The organism is Micromonospora sp. WMMD734 (assembly GCF_049178975.1).
GTDB classification, from domain to species: Bacteria; Actinomycetota; Actinomycetes; order Mycobacteriales; family Micromonosporaceae; genus Micromonospora; species Micromonospora wenchangensis.
On record NZ_JBMHMK010000001.1, the window covers coordinates 4,065,835 to 4,083,841 of the forward strand.

The 18,007-nt window shown below is 73.5% G+C and carries 13 protein-coding genes; 7 read left to right on the forward strand and 6 right to left on the reverse strand.

Features of this window, described 5'->3' with window-relative positions; genetic code table 11:
• Positions 1-24: 24 nt before the first annotated feature.
• The 5 genes from ACN267_RS17225 (at position 25) to ACN267_RS17245 (ending at position 5,779) form a co-directional block, all read left to right on the forward strand.
• Positions 25-462: a MarR family winged helix-turn-helix transcriptional regulator gene (locus ACN267_RS17225; protein ID WP_281899846.1), complete on the forward strand. Its 438-nt coding sequence runs from the start codon at positions 25-27 to the stop codon at positions 460-462.
• Positions 463-583: 121 nt separating this feature from the next.
• Entirely contained in the window at positions 584-2,203 is a 1,620-nt protein-coding gene (locus ACN267_RS17230; protein WP_421489125.1) for an MDR family MFS transporter, read from the forward strand.
• Positions 2,200-2,691, forward strand: a complete 492-nt coding sequence (locus ACN267_RS17235) for a universal stress protein (protein ID WP_421489126.1) — start codon at positions 2,200-2,202, stop codon at positions 2,689-2,691. The genes ACN267_RS17230 and ACN267_RS17235 overlap by 4 nt, the downstream gene beginning before the upstream one ends.
• Positions 2,692-2,739: 48 nt before the next feature.
• Positions 2,740-3,261 (forward strand): DinB family protein, encoded by a 522-nt coding sequence (locus tag ACN267_RS17240; RefSeq protein WP_421489127.1) that lies wholly within the window; start codon positions 2,740-2,742, stop codon positions 3,259-3,261.
• A 223-nt stretch (positions 3,262-3,484) separates the two neighbouring features.
• Positions 3,485-5,779, forward strand: coding sequence for a tetratricopeptide repeat protein (locus tag ACN267_RS17245; RefSeq protein WP_421489128.1), 2,295 nt, complete (start codon positions 3,485-3,487; stop codon positions 5,777-5,779).
• 15 nt (positions 5,780-5,794) lie between these two features.
• On the opposite strand, the gene ACN267_RS17250 is transcribed toward ACN267_RS17245, so the two are convergent.
• From ACN267_RS17250 to ACN267_RS17260, 3 genes are all read right to left on the reverse strand, one after another.
• The gene (locus ACN267_RS17250) at positions 5,795-6,412 is read right to left on the reverse strand and encodes an HAD family hydrolase (protein WP_204956854.1); all 618 of its coding nucleotides are present in this window, start codon (positions 6,410-6,412) and stop codon (positions 5,795-5,797) included.
• Complete coding sequence (smc, locus tag ACN267_RS17255; protein ID WP_204956853.1) at positions 6,412-10,020, reverse strand: chromosome segregation protein SMC; 3,609 nt, start codon at positions 10,018-10,020, stop codon at positions 6,412-6,414. The genes ACN267_RS17250 and smc overlap by 1 nt, the downstream gene beginning before the upstream one ends.
• A 291-nt stretch (positions 10,021-10,311) precedes the next feature.
• Complete coding sequence (locus ACN267_RS17260; protein ID WP_067305353.1) at positions 10,312-10,506, reverse strand: hypothetical protein; 195 nt, start codon at positions 10,504-10,506, stop codon at positions 10,312-10,314.
• A 308-nt stretch (positions 10,507-10,814) separates the two neighbouring features.
• Between ACN267_RS17260 and ACN267_RS17265 the strand changes: the two genes are divergently transcribed.
• Together ACN267_RS17265 and ACN267_RS17270 are read left to right on the forward strand one after the other, a co-directional pair.
• Positions 10,815-12,605 carry a CAP domain-containing protein gene (locus ACN267_RS17265; protein WP_421489129.1) on the forward strand — a complete coding sequence of 597 codons (1,791 nt, stop codon included), beginning with the start codon at positions 10,815-10,817 and terminating at the stop codon, positions 12,603-12,605.
• A 107-nt stretch (positions 12,606-12,712) separates the two neighbouring features.
• Positions 12,713-13,618, forward strand: coding sequence for an endo alpha-1,4 polygalactosaminidase (locus tag ACN267_RS17270; RefSeq protein ID WP_421489130.1), 906 nt, complete (start codon positions 12,713-12,715; stop codon positions 13,616-13,618).
• A gap of 96 nt (positions 13,619-13,714) precedes the next feature.
• On the opposite strand, the gene ACN267_RS17275 is transcribed toward ACN267_RS17270, so the two are convergent.
• From ACN267_RS17275 to rnc, 3 genes are all read right to left on the reverse strand, one after another.
• The gene (locus tag ACN267_RS17275) at positions 13,715-15,934 is read right to left on the reverse strand and encodes an MMPL family transporter (RefSeq protein ID WP_421489131.1); all 2,220 of its coding nucleotides are present in this window, start codon (positions 15,932-15,934) and stop codon (positions 13,715-13,717) included.
• A gap of 223 nt (positions 15,935-16,157) precedes the next feature.
• The gene (mutM, locus tag ACN267_RS17280) at positions 16,158-17,015 is read right to left on the reverse strand and encodes a bifunctional DNA-formamidopyrimidine glycosylase/DNA-(apurinic or apyrimidinic site) lyase (RefSeq protein WP_204956850.1); all 858 of its coding nucleotides are present in this window, start codon (positions 17,013-17,015) and stop codon (positions 16,158-16,160) included.
• On the reverse strand, positions 17,008-17,910 hold the full coding sequence (gene rnc / locus ACN267_RS17285; protein ID WP_239484641.1) for a ribonuclease III: 903 nt from the start codon (positions 17,908-17,910) through the stop codon (positions 17,008-17,010). The genes mutM and rnc overlap by 8 nt, the downstream gene beginning before the upstream one ends.
• Between the last annotated feature and the right edge of the window lie 97 nt (positions 17,911-18,007).

The window sequence follows — 18,007 nt, forward strand, 5'->3', positions numbered from 1 at the left end:
CCTCCGCCACGTACCCTCGGTGCCGTGGACGATCATCTGCCGGAGACGCTGCGCGTGCTGGAGCACGAACTGACCGCGTTGCTCCGCCGGGGGCGGGCGTTGTCCTGGGAGATCGCCCGGGAGGTGCACCCCAACCTGGAGCCGAACGCGTACGGCCTGCTGCTGTGGCTGCGCCGGTCCGGGTCGACCCGGTTGACCGACCTGGCCGCCGAGCTGGGTATCGGTAAGGGCACGTTGAGCCGGCAGATCCAGGGGTTGGAGACGTTGGGGCTGGTGCGCCGCGACCCGGACCCGGTCGACCGGCGGGCGGCGCAGCTGCGGCTGACCGAGGAGGGCACCAGGCGCTTCGACGCGGCCCGGTCGGCCCGGATGGACCAGATCAACAGGTCGATGGAGACCTGGCCGAAACGGGACGTCGAGGAGTTCGCCCGCCTGATGCACCGGTTCAACGAGACCTTCTGAACCCTGGCTCTGTTCCCCGGGCCGGGGGAATAGAGCCACGTCACGTCCGGTTGTTGCTTGAGGCAACGAACGCTTACGGTTGCCCGAGGCACCCTTTTCACCATCAGCGGAGGCAGCGACGATGACCCAGGCGACAGCGCCCACCCGGGCGACCGGCGTCGAGATGACCCACCGGCAGATCCTGGAGGCCCTCTCCGGACTGCTGCTGGGCATGTTCGTCGCGATCCTCTCCTCCACGGTCGTCTCCAACGCGCTGCCGCGGATCATCACCGAACTCAGGGGCGGCCAGTCCGCCTACACCTGGGTGGTCACCTCGACCCTGCTGGCGACCACCGCGACCACCCCGATCTGGGGCAAGCTCGCCGACCTGACCAGCAAGAAGATCCTGGTCCAGCTCTCCCTGGTCATCTTCGTGCTGGGCTCCGTGCTGGCCGGGCTGTCCCAGTCCACCGAGCAGCTCATCGCCTGCCGGGTGCTCCAGGGGGTCGGGGCCGGCGGCCTCACCGCCCTGGCCCAGGTGATCATGGCGACGATGATCGCGCCCCGCGAACGCGGCCGGTACAGCGGCTACCTCGGCGCGGTGCTGGCCCTCGGCACCATCGGCGGCCCGCTGATCGGCGGCGTCATCGTCGACACCTCCTGGCTCGGCTGGCGCTGGTGCTTCTACGTCGGCGTGCCGTTCGCCATCGCCGCCCTGGTGGTGCTCCAGAAGACCCTGCACCTGCCGGTCGTCAAGCGCCAGGTGAAGATCGACTGGTGGGGCGCCACCCTGATCACCGCCGCCGTGTCGCTGCTGCTGATCTGGGTCACCCTGGCCGGCGACAAGTACGACTGGCTGTCCTGGCAGAGCGCCGTCATGGTGACCGGCGCGGTCGTGCTCGGCACGCTCGCCGTCCGGGTGGAGAACCGGGCCAGCGAGCCGATGATCCCGCCGCGGCTGTTCCGCAACCGCACCATCACCCTCGCCGTCGTCGCCAGCATCGCCGTCGGCGTGGGCATGTTCGGCGCATCGGTCTTCCTCGGCCAGTACTTCCAGATCAGCCGGGGCGAGAGCCCGACCATGTCCGGCCTGATGACCATGCCGATGATCCTCGGCCTGCTGGTCTCCTCCGTCGTCGTCGGCCGGATCATCACCCGGACCGGCCGCTGGAAGCGCTACCTGGTCGCCGGTTCCGCGCTGCTCACCGCCGGCTTCGCGCTGATGGGCACGATCCGCTACGACACCCCGTACTGGCACCTTTCCATCTACATGGCGCTGATCGGGCTCGGGCTCGGCATGACCATGCAGAACCTCGTCCTCGCCGTGCAGAACACCGTCGCCGCCCACGAACTCGGCGCGGCCAGCTCGGTGGTGGCGTTCTTCCGCAGCCTCGGCGGCGCGGTCGGGGTCTCCGTGCTCGGCGCGGTCCTCGGCCACCGGGTCAAGGACTACATCGCCGACGGCCTCACCGCGCTGGGCATCCCGGCCTCCGGCTCGGGCAGCGGCGGCGTCCTGCCCGACGTACACACCCTGCCGGGCCCGATCCGGATCGTGGTGGAGAGCGCCTACGGCCACGGTGCCGGGGACATCTTCCTGGCCGCCGCCCCGTTCGGGTTGATCGCCCTGATCGCGGTGATCTTCATCAAGGAGATCCCGCTGCGCCAGCACACCGGGGACGCCGCGACCGACACCGTCACGCAGGAGTCCGCCGTCGCGGCGGGCGCCGGGGCGGCGGTGGTCCGTACCGGGACCGACCGGTGAGCATCCCCGTCGAGCGTGAACAGTACGGCCCGCAGGCCCGCCCGCAGCAGTTCGAGCGGGGCACCGACGGGCCCCGGGTGGTGCTGGTCGGGGTCGACGGCAGCCGGACCTCGCTGCGGGCCGCCGCCTACGCGGCGGGGCTGGCCCGTCGACAGTGCGCCGGACTGGTGGTGGTCTTCGTCAGCGCCCCGGCCGGCTACGCCAGCATGATGCCCGCAGTGGTGGCCGGGGCGGTCCAGCAGACCCACGACGAGTTGGCCGACGAGCTACGGCAGGAGTGCCGCCGGGGTGCGGAGGAACTGGGCCTGCCGGTGACGTTCCTGTGCCGGCGCGGGGACGCGTACACCGAGCTGCGGGCGGCGGCCGACGAGTCCCGGGCGGACCTGGTGGTGGTCGGCTCCTCCGAACAGGCCGGGCACCGGCTGGTCGGTTCCGTCGCCACCCGGCTGGTCCGCACCGGCCGCTGGCCGGTCCTCGTCGTCCCCTGACCGGACCGGGTCCGGGGAATGTCGGACCGGTCGGCGAGGATGCCCGGCATGACCTGGCGTGCACCGGAGATCACCCGGACCCCTGAACTTCCCGTCGGCGACGAGCGGGCCATGCTGGAGAGCTGGCTCGACTACCACCGGCAGACCCTGCTGCTCAAGTGCGCCGGGCTGACCGCCGAGCAGTTGCGCACCCCGAGCGTGCAGCCGTCGACACTGACCCTGCTCGGCCTGGTCCGACATCTCGGCGAGGTGGAGTCCTGGTGGTTCCGGGAGAACTTCGCCGGCCAGCAGGTCGACTACCCGTACTTCACCCCCGACGATCCGGACGCCGACCTCGACGTCAGCCATGCCGACGCCGAGGCCGACTTCGCCACCTACCACCGGCAGGTCGAACTGGCCCGCGCCGCCGTCGCGGGCCGCTCGCTCGACGAGACGTTCACCGAGGTCGGCACCAAGAAACGGACCTTCAGCCTGCGCTGGGTCTACCTGCACCTGATCGAGGAGTACGCCCGGCACAACGGCCACGCCGACCTGATCCGGGAACGCCTCGACGGCGTCACCGGCGAGTGATCCCGCCGCCGGTCGGCGCAGCCGGCCTGGACGTACTCCTGGCCGGCCTTGTGCACCCCGACGACCGTGGTCCCCTGACCGCTCTCCGCCCGTGGGCACGGCACCCGATCGCGGCCCGCGGACACCCGTCGTGACCGGATGACCGACCATCACCGTCCGCGAGATGGCAGCAGCGCTCCGCAGCGCCGATGAGCGGCGTGCGTCCACACCGGATGATGGAGACATGGGTGAGGTCTTCCGCCGCCGCCCGCCCGGCAGGCGGGTGGTGGTGCTGTTGGTGGCGGCGTTGCTGGCCGCCGCCGTGGCCATCGTGCTGCTCCGTCGTCCCGCCGATGGCACAACGCTGCGCCCCGGCTGGGCCGGCACCGAGCAGGCCGGCTGGATCGCCGGCATCATCAGCGCGGTGTTCTCCCTGGTCGGCACCGTCGCCGCCGTACAGGCCCTGCGCGTCGGCCGATCCGACCGCGCACCGGCGACCGGCCGTCTGGTGCAGGTCGGACGAGTGCCGCAGTCCGCATCCTGGTTCCAGGACCGACGCGCGCAGCTGGACCTGACCCGCGTCGCCCGGACCAGTCGCACCGCGGTGCTCACCCAGGTGCTCTCCGGTATGGGCGGTGTCGGCAAGACCCAACTCGCGGCCCAGTTCGCCCGGCGGCTGGCCCACACCGGCGAACTCGACCTGCTGGTCTGGATCACCGCCATCAGCCGGGACGCCATCCTCGCCGGTTACGCCCAGGCGGCCCGGCAACTCCACCTGGTCGATCCGACCGTGGACCCGGAGCAGGCCGCCTCGACGCTGCTGAACTGGTGCGAACGCACCGACCACCGCTGGCTGGTGGTGCTGGACAACCTCGACACACCGGCCCATGCGGCCGGCTGGTGGCCGCCCGACAACCGCCACGGGCGCACGATCGTCACCACCCGCCGACGCGACGCCGTCCTCGCCGCCGAGGGACGCGTCCTGGTCGAGGTGGGGCTCTTCAGCGAGGTCGAGGCCGCAGGTTATCTGCACCGGGCCATCGCCGACCCGGGCCGGCTGGCCGAGGCCGGACAACTCGCCGCCGATCTCGGCCATCTGCCGCTGGCCGTCGCCCAGGCCGCCGCCTTCATCCGGGACCGGGGGCTCGACTGCGCCGGCTACCGCCGGCTACTCACCGACCGCCGGCGGCGGCTCGACGAGTTGGTGCCCCAGCCGGACGCCCTCCCCGACGACCACCGGGCGACGGTTGCGGCAACCTGGTCGCTGTCTATCGACGTCGCGGACGCGGCGGTTCCCACCGGCCTGGCCCGGCCGGTGCTGAACCTCGTCGCGCTGCTCGACCCCAACGGTGTCCCCACCGCGCTGCTCACCACCGCGCCCGTCCTGGCCTACCTCTCCGACGCCCGCGGGGCCGACGGCGCGGTTACGACAGATGTCGACGACGTGGATCGAGCCCTGCACAACCTGCACCGGCTCAACCTGATCACGCACGATCCGCATGGGGGTGCCCTGCGGGCGCATGCACTGGTGCAGCGCGCCACACGCGACCAACTCGTCGAGAAGCAACTCGCCCGGATCACCCGGGTCGCCGCCGGCGCGCTGCTGAGCCGGTGGCCCGAGACCGAGACCCGTCCCGCCGTGAGTCAGGCGTTCCGGGCCAACGCCGTAGCGCTGCACGACCACGTCGGCGACCTGCTGCTCGCCAACGACCTGCACGACGTGTTGATCCGCCTCTACAGCAGCCTGGGGGAAGCTGGACTGGTCCGGGCCGCCTGCGCCGGCTCGGAGCAGGCCATCGCCGACTCCGCCCGGCTGAACGGGCCGGACCATACCGCCACTCTCGCATTCCGCCTGCTGCACGCCTTCTACCAGGGGCGGGCCGGAGATGCCGCCAGGGCTGCGGAGGAGTTCACCACGCTGACTGCCGACTGCGTCCGGGTGCTCGGCCCGGACGCCCACCTCACCCTGACCACCCGGCACAACATCGCCTTCTGGCGGGGGGAGGCGGGCGACCCCGCCGGTGCCGCCGAAGCCACCGCCGAGGTCCTCGCCGACCGGCTCCGCGTGAACGGCCCAGACCATCCGGAGACGCTGAACACCCGAGGAAGCCTGGCCTGGCTACAGGGAGAGGCGGGTGAACATGCCGAGGCAGTCGTCGCACTCCGTGAACTGCTCGCCGACTGCCGGCGGCTACTGGGTCCCGAACACCACGTCACCCTGAAAGCCCGCAGCGGCCTGGCCTTCCAGCTCGGCGCATCCGGAGATCACGCCGCCGCCGTTACCGAGACCCGGACCCTGATCGCGGACTACACCCGGATTCTCGGCGTCGAACATCCACTAACGCTGACCGCGCACCGGAACCTGGCCTGGTGGCAGGGCTGCACGGGAGACCCGCAGGGTGCCACCGAAGCCCTGGAGGAGCTGCTCGCCACCTGCCTGCGGGTGTTCGGATCGGACCATCGGCTCACCGCGGACGCCACCGACGCCTTGACGTACTGGCGGCAGCATGAACAGTCCGACATCATCAGCGACGAGTGACCCGCCCGCCCGGGGTCAGAGCCCCAGCGCCGCCCGCAGGTAGCGCAGACCCTCCGGCCCGCTCCACCGGTACGCCGACAGCCCCGCCGCCCGCGCCCCCCGGACCGCCCAGTCCTCGTCGTCGACGAAGAGCACCCGGGCGGGCGGGGTCTCCAGGGCGGCACAGGCGGCCTGGAAGTACTCCTTCGCCGGCTTGTGCACCCCGACCACCGAGGAGTTGACCACCACGTCCAGCTCGCCGACCAGACCCAGCTCGGCGAGGTCGGTGTCGAGCAGGTCGGTGGCGTTGGTACCGAGACCGACCCGGACGCCACCGGCCCGCGCCGCGCGGACGAGGGCCAGCACGTCGGCGTCGACCTCGCCCCGGTAGCGCTGCCACTGCTCGACCGCCGCCCGCGCCCGCTCCGGGCCGACCGACTCGCTCAGCGCGTCGGCCACACTGGACATCCAGTCGGCGTGGCTGACCTGCCCGGTCAGCACCGGTTGCAGCCGCCCCCAGTGCATGGCGATCTCGCCGAGCACCCCGGCGGCGAGGCCGTACTCCCGTTCGACGCCGGCGGCCACCGCCGGGTCCCAGTGCCGCAGCACGCCGTCGAAGTCGAGCAGGAGCGCCGTCGGCCGTTCCCGTGCCACTAGTGATTCTCCTCGTGTCCGTCGGACCGCTCGGCGTCGGTCCGGTTGAGCCGTTGGCTGATCACCTGGGTGACCCCGCTGCGCATGGTCACGCCGTAGAGCGCGTCGGCGATCTCCATGGTCCGTTTCTGGTGGGTGATGACGATCAGCTGGCTCTTCTCCCGCAACTGGGCCAGCAGGGTGATCAACCGGCCCAGGTTCACGTCGTCGAGGGCCGCCTCCACCTCGTCCATGATGTAGAACGGGCTGGGCCGGGCCCGGAAGATCGCCACCAGCATCGCCACGGCGGTCAGCGACCGTTCGCCGCCGGAGAGCAGCGACAGCCGTTTGATCTTCTTGCCGGGCGGCCGGGCCTCCACCTCCACGCCGGTGGTGAGCAGGTCGTCCGGCTCGGTGAGGATCAACCGGCCCTCGCCGCCGGGGAACAGCACCGTGAAGACCTGCTCGAACTCGCGGGCGGTGTCTTCGAACGCGCTGGCGAAGACCTCCAGGATGCGCTCGTCCACATCCTTGACCACGGTGAGCAGGTCACGGCGGGTGGCCTTGAGGTCCTCCAGCTGCTCGGAGAGAAACTTGAAGCGCTCCTCCAAAGCGGCGAACTCCTCCAGCGCGAGCGGGTTGACCTTGCCGAGCAGGGCCAACTCCCGTTCCGCCTTGGCGGCCCGCTTCTCCTGCACCGGCCGCTCATAGCGGACCGGCTCGGGCACCGGCAGGCCGTCGCGTTCGGCCGCCGCCACGTCCACCGGGGTCGGCGGGACGGGCTGGGTCGGGCCGTACTCGGCGACCAGGGTCTCCACGTCCAGGCCGAAGTCCTCGGCGGCCTTGGCCTCCAACTGCTCGATGCGCAACCGCTGCTCGGCCCGGGCCACCTCGTCCCGGTGCACCTGGCTGGTCAGCCGCTCCAGCTCCGCGCCGAGCCGCTTCGCCGCGCCGCGTACCTCCTGGAGTTCGGCCTCCCGGGCGGCGCGTTCGCGGGCGACCGCGTCGCGGTGCTCCTCGGCCCGCGCGATGGAGGTGCCGAGCCGGGTCAGCGCCTCGCGGGCACCGCCGACCACGGCGCGGGCGATCGCCGCGCCCCGGGTCCGGGCCGCCCGCCGGGCCGCCGCCCGCTCCCGGGCCGCCCGCTCGGCGGTGGCCTGCCGGGCCAGCGAGTCGGCCCGGCCGGCGATCGAGGCCACCCGCTCCTCGGCGGTACGCACCGCGAGGCGGACCTCCATCTCGTTCTGCCGGGCCCGGGGCACCATCGCGGCGAGTTGGTCCCGTTCCTCGGTGGAGGGTTCCGCGTCGATCGGGGTGTCCTCGGCCAGCCGCAGCCGTTCCGCCAGCTCGGCGAGGGCGGCCAGGTCACGTTCCCGGGCCGCCTCGGCGCGGGACCGGCTCTCGCCGAGCCGGTCGGTCTCCGCCTTCGCCGACCGGGCCGCCGCGCCCAGCTCGGCCAGCCGGCGGGCGGCGGCGTTGCGGTGGCTCTCCGCTTCCCGCTTCGCGGCGGCGGCGTGCTGCACCGCCTCCTTGGCCGCAGTCACCTCGGCCCGGGCGTCGACGAGTTGTTCGCGCAGCTCGGCGGCCGTCCGCTCAGCGGTGTGCCGGTTGGTGCGGGCCTCCTCCACGGCGGCCTGCACCTCGATGAAGCTGGCCGCCTTGGCCGACCCGCCGGCCGCCGCGTACGCCCCGACCACGTCACCGTCCGGGGTGACCGCGCGCAGCTCCGGGTTGCCGGCGACCAGCTCGGCGGCGGCGGCGAGGTCGTCGACCAGCGCCACGTCGCGCAGCGCCCGGTGCACGGCGGGACGCAGCTCGGGGGCGCACTCCACCAGGTCGGGCGCCCATCTGGCGGTCTCCGGCAGCCGGGGGCGCAGCGCGTCGGCGGAGCCGGTCATGCCGGGGCCGGCGGGGCTGCCGACCAGCAGGCCGGCCCGGCCGGCGTCGGAGATCTTCAGCAGCCGCATCGCCTCGACGGCCTCGTCGACCCCGGTGACCGCGACCGCGTCGGCCAGCCCGCCGAGCGCGGCGGCGAGCGCGGCCTCGTGGCCGGCGGCGACGGTGAGCAACCCGGCCAGGCTGCCCAGCAGACCGGGCACCTCGTCGGCGCGGGCGAGCAGCGCCCCGGCACCGTCCTTGCGGCGCAGCCCCAGGGCGAGCGCCTCCTCGCGGGCCTTCCACGTCGCGGCGTCCTTCTCGGCGGCCCGCTCGGTGTCGGCCAGCGCCCGGACGGTGGCCTGCGCCCGCTCGTGGGCGGCCACCGCCTCGGCGTGCCGGTCGTCGAGTTCGGCGTTGTCCCGGTCGGCCTCGGTGGACTGTTCGGCGACCGCGTCCAGCTCGGCCTGGGCCTGGTCGGCGCGGGCCAGCGCGTCGGCGTGGGCGGCGGCGAGCCGGTCGATCTCCTCACCGGCGCTGGTGGTCCGCGCCTGCGCCGAGTTCACCTGCCCGGTCAGCCGGGCCAGCCCCTCCCGCCGGTCGGCGATCGCCTTGGCGGCGGCGACCAGTTCCCGCTCGGCGGCGGCGAGCTGCCGTTCCAGCTCCTGCCGGTGCTCGACGGCCTCGGCGAGCCGGATCTGGTCGTCGGTGAGCGCCGCGCGCAGCTCCTCCTCCTGCTCGCGGACCCGCTGCGACTCGGCCTCCAGCTGGTCGGGGTCGCGGCCGGGGCGCTCGTCGTCGCCGGTGGCGCTGAGGTGACGCAGCCGCTCCCGGGCCAGTTGCTCCACCGAGCGGAACCGTTCGGACAGGGCGGAGAGCTTGTACCAGGTATCCTGGGCGGCGGCGAGCAGCGGCGCATCCTCGGCCAGCGCCGCCTCCAGCTCACCGAGGCGGCCCTGGACCTCGACGTGCTCACCCTCGATCTGTTCGCGCCGCTCCCGCAGCGCCGTCTCGTCGGCGATCTCCTTGTCCAGGGTGACCCGCAGGGTGTGCAGGTCGTCGGCGAGCAGCCGGAGCCGGGCGTCGCGCAGGTTGGCCTGGATGGCGGCGGCCCGGCGGGCCACCTCGGCCTGTCGCCCCAGCGGCTTGAGCTGACGGCGCAGCTCGGCGGTGAGGTCGGTCAGCCGGTTGAGGTTCGTCTGCATCGCGTCGAGCTTCCGCAGCGCCTTCTCCTTGCGCTTGCGGTGCTTGAGGACGCCGGCCGCCTCCTCGATGAACGAGCGGCGGTCCTCCGGCTTGGCGTGCAGCATGCCGTCCAGCCGGCCCTGACCGACGATGATGTGCATCTCCCGGCCGATGCCGGAGTCGCTGAGCAGCTCCTGGATGTCGAGCAGCCGGCACGAGTCGCCGTTGATCTCGTACTCGCTCTCGCCGGAGCGGAACATCCGGCGGGTGATGGAGACCTCGGTGTACTCGATCGGCAGCGCGCCGTCGGTGTTGTCGATGGTGAGGGTGACCTCGGCCCGGCCCAGCGGCGCCCGACCGGCGGTGCCGGCGAAGATGACGTCCTCCATCTTGCCGCCGCGCAGCGCCTTGGCACCCTGCTCGCCCAGCACCCAGGCGATCGCGTCGACGACGTTGGACTTGCCGGAGCCGTTCGGGCCCACCACGCAGGTGATCCCGGGCTCCAGCTTCAGCGTCGTGGCGGAGGCGAAGGACTTGAACCCCTTCACCGTCAGACTCTTGAGATGCACCTGTCCGATCCTCGTCCGGTGGCCACCGCAGGCATCGCGGGCTGCGCGGACCTGATGAACCCGCAGACTAACCCGTGGGTACGCGGTGACCGGCACGCGACCCGCCCCGGCATCCCCGGTCGCACCGCGCACTCGGGGGTGGAATTGATCGGAGTGCGCCACGCCACATCGGTTCGCAAGATCGCGAATTGGTGGGCGGTAGAAATGTGGCGGACAGCACTGCGCGCCGGCACAAAAGTGTCGGCGCGCTTTTTCGCGGTGGTGCTGTTCAGTTTTCTGCGATGCCGAGGATCAGGTGAGCGCCGGCTCGGCCAGCCGGAGGAGGTCGTCCACCTCCGCCGCAGCCGCCGCGAGCCGATCGTTGTCGGCACGCAGGCGCGTGATCTCGAACTCCAGGGCCTGGACCCTGGAACGCAGTCGGGTGACCTCGTCGAGCAGACGCCGGTCGGGCGCTGCACCTACGTGGCCGTAGAGGGCCTTCGCCATGCTGACTCCTTGATATGCGCTGCCGGAAAAGCCGGCCAACGCGCGCCCATTTCGTGTTCGCGACTACTACCAGGCCATCGGAATCCGGGCGTGGCTGGGCGCGACTGGCGACACCTACATATTGAGCGACAACCCCTCGTTCGTCAAGTTCTCGCAGGCCGTAGATCATCTCCACGTCTGCCCTGTGCACTTGCCGAGGGGGCCGCAAGGCTCGGACACTCTCTGTCCGGACTTCTTGACTCTACGCCTCCCCCGCCGGGTACGGTGACCCTGAACGGTCGCCCCGCCTTAACTCTTCCTTAGCCACATTGCCGCTGTTCCGTGGCCGCCGTAGCGTCACCCCGGCCCGCAAGCGACCCGTGGAGGCGACAGGCGTGTACGGCTGGACCGATCCGAACGACCCGGACGCCGCATACCGACGGCCGCAGCCGTCGACGGACGACCCGGCCTGGCTGACCGACCGTCCCGAGCCCCGCTCGGCGTACCTCTTCGGTGACGACCCGACGCCGGACGGCCCGGATCGGACCGGCCCCGACCCGGCCGGCACCTCCGCCGGGCGCTTCGCGGGTGGACCCGACCGCTGGGCCGCCGGACCGCCCCCCGCCGGTGACCACCGGACCGACGCGGCACCCGGCCAGCACCCGGCGGAACCGACCGGAACGTGGCGGAACGAGCCGGCGGACCGGTGGCGCGACGAGCCGACCGGCCGGTGGACCGCAGCGGCCGCCGAGCAGTGGCCGGCCACCGACCGGACCGACCGTCGGCAGGACGAACCGACCGGGACCTGGCAGGACGACCGGACCGACCGCTGGCAGGCTGACCAGACCGGTCCCACGCAGGGCGGGCACGCCGGTTCGTGGCAGGACACGCCGACCGGGCAGTGGCAGGGCGAATCCGACGGGCAGTGGCAGGGCGAACCGGCCGGTGGCTGGCAGGGCGGGCACGCCGACCGGTGGCCGGACACGCAGGGCGGGCACGCCGACCGGTGGCACGGCGAGCCGGCCGGGACGTGGGGTGGCGAGCAGGCCGGGCCGTGGCACGGCGATGCCGCCGACCGCTGGCAGGACACCCACGGTGAGCCGGCCGACCGGTGGCAGGACGAGCAGACCGGGCAATGGCAGGGCGAACCGGCCGGGACGTGGGGCGGGGACACGCACCCGGCCACCGAGCAGGACGGGCCCTGGGTGGGCGGAGCGGACGGGCGGCAGGCGTACCTGAGCGGAGCCGGTTCCGGGCCTGCCGACCGGAACGCCACCGTGCTTGCCTCGGCGGTCGTGCCGGCCGGCGGACCGACGACACCCACCGGCGACGGCCGGCCGACACCCACCGGCCCCGGCCGGCCGCGTCGCCGGCTGAAGCGTCCGGTGCTGATCGGTGGGGCCGCCGCGGCGGCGACCCTGGTGGTGAGCCTCGGCATGGGCGCGCTGCTGCTGCCCGACGACGACGGCAACGCCGACCGGGCCGCCCTCGACGAGCCGGTGGCCACCGCGCCGGTCATCCCGGACACCGCCCCGGACACCAGTGCCCCGGCCTCCCCCAGCGCGTCGCCGAGCCCGGCACCGACGTCGGCGAGCCCGTCGCCGAGCCGGACCGCCACCCCGACGCCCACCCCGAGCCGGACCCAGGCGGCGTCGCGGCAGACCGCCCGGGGCGGCTCCGGCACCGTGGCCCCGGCCGCCCCCACCACCACCCGGGCGGCGGCCAGCGGCGGCGGTGGGGGCAGCCAGGCCCAGCAGGTCGTCGACCTGGTCAACGCCGAGCGGGCCAAGGCCGGCTGCGCGGCGGTCACGGTGGACGCCAAACTGACCCTCGCCGCCCAGCAGCACAGCCAGGACCAGGCCGACCACGAGACCATGACGCACACCGGCAGCGACGGCAGCAACGCCGGGCAGCGGCTGGACCGGGCCGGCTACGCCTGGCGCACCTACGGCGAGAACGTCGCCTGGAACCAGCAGACCCCGGCCGCGGTGATGGACGCCTGGATGAACAGTTCCGGTCACCGGGCCAACATCCTCAACTGCGCGTTCACCGAGATCGGCGTCGGGGTGGCCAACGGCAACGGGCCGTACTGGACGCAGGACTTCGCCGCCCCGCGCTGACCGGGGACGGCCGGCCCCCGGCGACGACGTGACCGCGTCGTCGCCGGGGGCTTCTCGTTTGACGGGGTGAGGCGTGCGGCGTACCGCACGGGACCCGGGAGCCGCCGATGCGCATCCGGCCGTCAGCGTCCGCGACGCGCGGCGGGTCACCCCTGCCCACCCGGCCGCCGCGCCACCACCCGGCTCGCCGGGTGCTGCCGGCCACGCTGGCGCTCGCCCTGCTGACCCCGGTGTACGCCTGCCGTCCCGACCTCGGACCGCCCGGTGCACCGACCCCGTGGCCGACCGGCGTGGCCCGGCAGTGGCGGTGGCAGTGGCAGCTCACCGGCCCGGTCGACACCACCGTCGACGCCGACGTCGTGCTGCTCGACCCGGTCCGGGTGAGCACCGCCGAGACCGGGGAACTACGTCGGCGTGACCGGCGGCTGATCTGTCACGTGCCCGTCGGGACGTACGCCGGCACGGACCCGGACGCCGACCGCTACCCGGCGGCGGTGCGCGGCGGTGCCGCCGGACGGCCCGGCACCCGGTGGGTGGACGTCAGGCGGTGGGACCTGCTGCGAGCCGTCCTGGCCGACCGGTTCCGGCTCTGCCGGGGCAAGGGGTTCGGCGCGGTGGCCCTCATCGACGCCGACGGGTACGCCCACCGGTCGGGTTTCCCGCTCGGCTTCGACGACCAGTTGCTGTTCAACCGACGGGTGGCCGGGCTGGCCCGCTCCCTGGACCTCTCCCCCGGCCTGGTCGGCGACGTCGATCAGGTGGCCGCCCTGGCCCCGGACTTCGACTTCGCGGTCGACCAGGAGTGCGTCAGGTTGCGCCGCTGCGCCCGGCTGCTCCCCTTCGCCGACGCACACAAACCGGTGTTCCACGTCGAGTACGCCGGTGACCCGGAGCAGTTCTGCGTGACCAGCACCGGCTACGGCTTCGCCTCGATCCGCAAGCACCGGCAGCTGGACGCCTGGCGGGTGCCCTGTCCCGGCGTCGGCGGGCCGGTCCCCGGCACACCGCGGTGACCCGGACCGCGCGGTGCGGTCCGGGTCACCCGTGCCGCCGGTCACGGCGCTGCACCACCCGGGCGGGCGGCCACCGGCGGCGGGTCGGTCGGCCGGTCAGTGTGCCCCGACCAGCTCCGGCGTCGGTTCGGCCGGCGGGGTGGCGGCCTGCCGGTCGCGGCGGCGCAGGAAGCGGGGGGCCCACCAGTTGGCCTCGCCGAGCAGGGTCATCACCGACGGCAGCACCACCGCCCGGATGATCGTGGCGTCCAGCAGGATCGCCGCCGCCAGCCCGATGCCGAGCTGCTTCATGTCGATCGTGCTGAGCGAGGCGAAGATCGCGAACACCCCGACCATCACGATCGCCGCGCTGGTCACCACCCCGGCCGAGGAGGTGATGCCGTAGGCGACCGCGTCGGCGTTGGACCGGCCGGCGCGGATGCCCTCCCTGATCCGGCTGACCACGAAGACGTGGTAGTCCATCGAGAGCCCGAAGAGCACCACGAACAGGAACAGCGGTAGCCAGGAGACGATCGCCCCCATCGAGGTGAAACCGAGCAGGTCCTGCGCCCACTCGCCCTGGAAGACCAGCACCAGCAGGCCGTAGGCGGCCCCGGCGGAGAGCAGGTTGAGCAGGATCGAGGTCAGGGCGACCACCACCGACCGGAACGTCCAGGTCATCACCAGGAAGGTCAGCGCCAGCACGAACGCCATCACCAGGGGCAGCTTCTCCTTGATGTGCCGGGCGTAGTCCTCGCTGGCGGCGACCCCGCCGCCCACGGCGTACTCGACGCCGGGGATGCCGCGCAGCGCGGCCGGCAGCAGGTCGTCGCGGAGTTCGTGCAGGGAACGCACCGCCCGGTCGTCCCGGCTGGCGTACGGGGTGGCCACCTCCAGCACGGACACCCGGCGGTCCGCCGACACCTCGATCTTCGGGCCGTCCGCCTCGGCCGGGGCGAACAGCGGGTCGGCGGCGGCGGTACGGGCCAGCCCGGTCAGCGCGGCCCGCACCCGGTCGGCCTGCTCGGCGGGGGCCCGTACGGCGACCGTGTGGCTGGTGCCGGTGCTCGGGAAGGCGGCGGTCAAACGGTCGTACGCCTGCATGGCCGGGGTGGTCCGGGGCAGGTCCTCCATGCCGGGGAACTTCAGCTTCATGCCGAGGGCCGGAGCGGCCAGGGCGAGCAGCAGCCCCACCGAGACGATCAGGGTGGCCCGGGGTGCGCGCAGCGCGGGCCGCAGCACCGCCGGCCAGAACCGGGGCCGGGCCGGCTGCCCGTGCCGCCCGGCGCGGGGGGCGGTGAGCCGCCACAGCAGCGGCACCCGGGGCCGGTCCACCCAGCGGCCCAGCTTGGCCAGCAGCGCCGGCAGCACGGTCAGCGAACCGGTCACCGCGACGGCCACCACCAGGATCGAACCGACGGCGAGGGAGGAGAAGACCACGTCGTCGGCGAGCATCAGGCCGGCCATCGAGATGATCACCGCGAAGCCGGAGACGACCACGGCGTGCCCGGACGTCTCGGCGGCGATCTCCACCGCGTCCAGCCCGGACCGGCCCTTGGCCCGTTCCTCCCGTTCCCGTCGGACGTAGAACAGCGAGTAGTCCACCCCGACGGCCATCCCGATCAGCAGGATCACGCTGGAGGTGGTGTCGGTGGCGGGCACCAGGTGGGAGGCGAGGGTGGACAGTCCCATCGCGGCGGCCACCGAGGAGAGCGCCAGCAGCACCGGCACCCCGGCGGCGATCAGCGCGCCGAACGCGACGATCAGGATGGCCAGGGTGACCGGCAGGCTGAGCAGCTCGGCCCGCTTGAAGTCCCGGCCCAGGGTGTCGTCCAGCGCCTGGTTGATCGACGGCCCACCGACCTGCTCGATCCGCAGCTGCGGGTGGGCGGTCTGGACCCCGGCGGTGGCGTCACGCAGCGGCTGCACCCGGTCGGCGGCGGTCTCCGGGTCACCGGCCATGGTGACCGGCACCAGCAGCGCGGCACCGTCGGCCGACGGCACCGGCTCGCCCACCGACGCCACCCCGGTGACCTGCCGCAGCCGGTCGGCCGCGTCGGTCGCCGCGGCCTGCGCGGCGGCCCGGTCCAGGGTGCCGGTACGCGGGGTGATCAGGATGTTCTCCACCGCCGGGTCGGTGAACTCGCCCGAGGTGACGATCACGTCGGCGTGACCGGACTCGCCGATCGCCTGGTCGGCCTGGGTGGCCTCGTTCAGGCCGGCGGCGTTGCCCCCGACGAAACACACCGCCACGAAAACCACCCAGAGCGCGATCGCGCGCCACGGGTGCTCCGCGCTCCACCGTGCCAACCGCACCGTCACCGGTCTGCCGCCCATCTGAGTCGGGCCCCCTTCCCGCCGGCGCCCTGCCGACCGTGCTGACGCTAGGGACGGCGACGCCGGGGCACATCGGGGAACGGCCCCGGCCCGCCCCCGAGGACGCGGGAGCGGTCGGGCCGGGCCGACCGGGACGACCGATCGGGTGGATCGGGGAAAATCCGGCGGCGTCCCGGGGTGGCGGCGGCGCGGCACACCGGCGCAACCCCGAACCGGATCGGGGTCAGCCCCTGAGGGCACCCCGGGGCCGGGGCTGACAGCGGGGGCAGCTGTACGACGACCGGTTCATGAACGCCTCCCGACGGATCGGCGCGCCGCACCGCCGGCAGGGCTCACCCTCCCGGCCGTAGACGTTCAGCGACCTGTCGAAGTAGCCGCTCTCCCCGTTGACGTTGACGTACAGGTCGTCGAAGCTGGTGCCGCCCTGCGTGATCGCCTCGCCGAGGACGTCCCGCACGTGCCCGAGCAGCCGGCCCGCAGCGGGGGCGGTCACCGCGTCGGTCGGGCGGGCACCGTGCAGCCGGGCCCGCCACAGGGCCTCGTCGGCGTAGATGTTGCCCACCCCGGACAGCAGCGTCTGGTCCAGCAGGGCCCGCTTGACCTCGGTACGCCTGCGGCGCAGGGCGGCGACGAACCCGGCGTCGGAGAACTCCGGGTCCATCGGGTCGCGGGCGATGTGGGCGATCTCGGCGGGCAGTTCGGCGCCGCCCTCGCTGACCGCGAGCCCGCCGAACGTCCGCTGGTCGACGAAGCGCAGTTGCGGGCCGTCGTCGGCGAACCGGAACCGGACCCGCAGGTGCAGTTCGTCGGCCGCCTCGGCCGGCTGGAGCAGCAACTGCCCCGACATGCCCAGGTGGCCGACGAGCGCGTCACCGCTGTCCAGTGGTAGCCAGAGGTACTTGCCGCGCCGCCGCACGTCGGTCACCGTCCGGCCGGCCAGCACGTCGGCGAAGTGCGCCGCGCCGGGCAGGTGCCGTCGCACGGCCCGGGGGTGACGCACCTCCACCGTCGCGATCCGCCGGCCGGTGACCCACTGGGCCAGCCCCTGCCGTACGGTCTCGACCTCGGGCAGTTCAGGCACGGCCCAGTCCCGCCTCGGCGGTTTCGTCCCCCGCCGGCACCGCCGCGTCGGCGGCCGGTCCGTCGCCGTCGGCCCCCACCGTGCCGTCGCCGCTGGACCCGGTCGGGCTATCGCCGGTGGACCCGGGCGACGCGTCGGCGTCGGCGTCGGCGTCGGCCGGCCCGGTGCCGGCCCGGTCCTGCTCGGCCTGGGCGGTGAGTTCCCGCCAGGCCGCCTCGGCGGCCCGCTGCTCGGCCTCCTTCTTGCTGCGCCCCTCCGACCCGCCGTAGCGGTTGCCGGCCACCACCACCCAGGCGGTGAAGGTCTTCAGGTGGTCCGGGCCGGTGCCCTCGATCCGGTACTCGGGCACCCCCAGGCCCAGCGCGGCGGTCAACTCCTGGAGGCTGGTCTTCCAGTCCAGCGCCGCGCCCCGGCCCGCCGACTCGGCCATCAGCGGATCGAACAGCCGGTGGATGACGACCGCCGCGGTGTCCAGCCCGTGCTGGAGGTAGATCGCGCCGAGCAGCGCCTCCAGGGTGTCGGCCAGGATGCTCGCCTTGTCCCGCCCGCCGGTGGTCTCCTCGCCCTTGCCGAGCAGCAGGTAGGCGCCGAGCCCGTCCGGGCCGAGGCCCCGGGCCACGTCGGCCAGGGCACGCATGTTGACCACGCTGGCCCGCAGCTTGGCCAGTTGCCCCTCGGGCAGGTCGGGGTGGTTACGGAACAGCGCCGTGGTGATCACTACACCGAGCACCGAGTCGCCGAGGAACTCCAACCGCTCGTTGGTGGGCAGCCCGCCGTTCTCGTACGCGTACGACCGGTGGGTCAGGGCCCGCTCCAGCAGCTCGGCGTCGAGTGTCACCCCGAACGCCGCCTCCAGGTGGCTGACGGGTGCACGCCGCCGCTTGTCGTTGCTCATGTTCCTACCTCTGCTTCGGTCCCGCCGGGGTACGCGGGCGGATGACCCGCGTGCCGGGCGACGGGTGCGTTCTGGACCGCCGGGTCGGCCGGCGCGG

What these genes read in the sequence shown, in the direction of transcription:
- ACN267_RS17230 (WP_421489125.1), top strand. Translation starts at nt 584, where the DNA reads ATGACCCAGGCGACAGCGCCCACCCGGGCGACCGGCGTCGAGATGACC.
- ACN267_RS17240 (WP_421489127.1), top strand. Translation starts at nt 2,740, where the DNA reads ATGACCTGGCGTGCACCGGAGATCACCCGGACCCCTGAACTTCCCGTC.
- ACN267_RS17260 (WP_067305353.1), bottom strand. Translation starts at nt 10,506, where the DNA reads ATGGCGAAGGCCCTCTACGGCCACGTAGGTGCAGCGCCCGACCGGCGT.
- ACN267_RS17270 (WP_421489130.1), top strand. Translation starts at nt 12,713, where the DNA reads ATGCGCATCCGGCCGTCAGCGTCCGCGACGCGCGGCGGGTCACCCCTG.
- ACN267_RS17245 (WP_421489128.1), top strand. Translation starts at nt 3,485, where the DNA reads ATGGGTGAGGTCTTCCGCCGCCGCCCGCCCGGCAGGCGGGTGGTGGTG.
- rnc (WP_239484641.1), bottom strand. Translation starts at nt 17,910, where the DNA reads ATGAGCAACGACAAGCGGCGGCGTGCACCCGTCAGCCACCTGGAGGCG.
- ACN267_RS17275 (WP_421489131.1), bottom strand. Translation starts at nt 15,934, where the DNA reads ATGGGCGGCAGACCGGTGACGGTGCGGTTGGCACGGTGGAGCGCGGAG.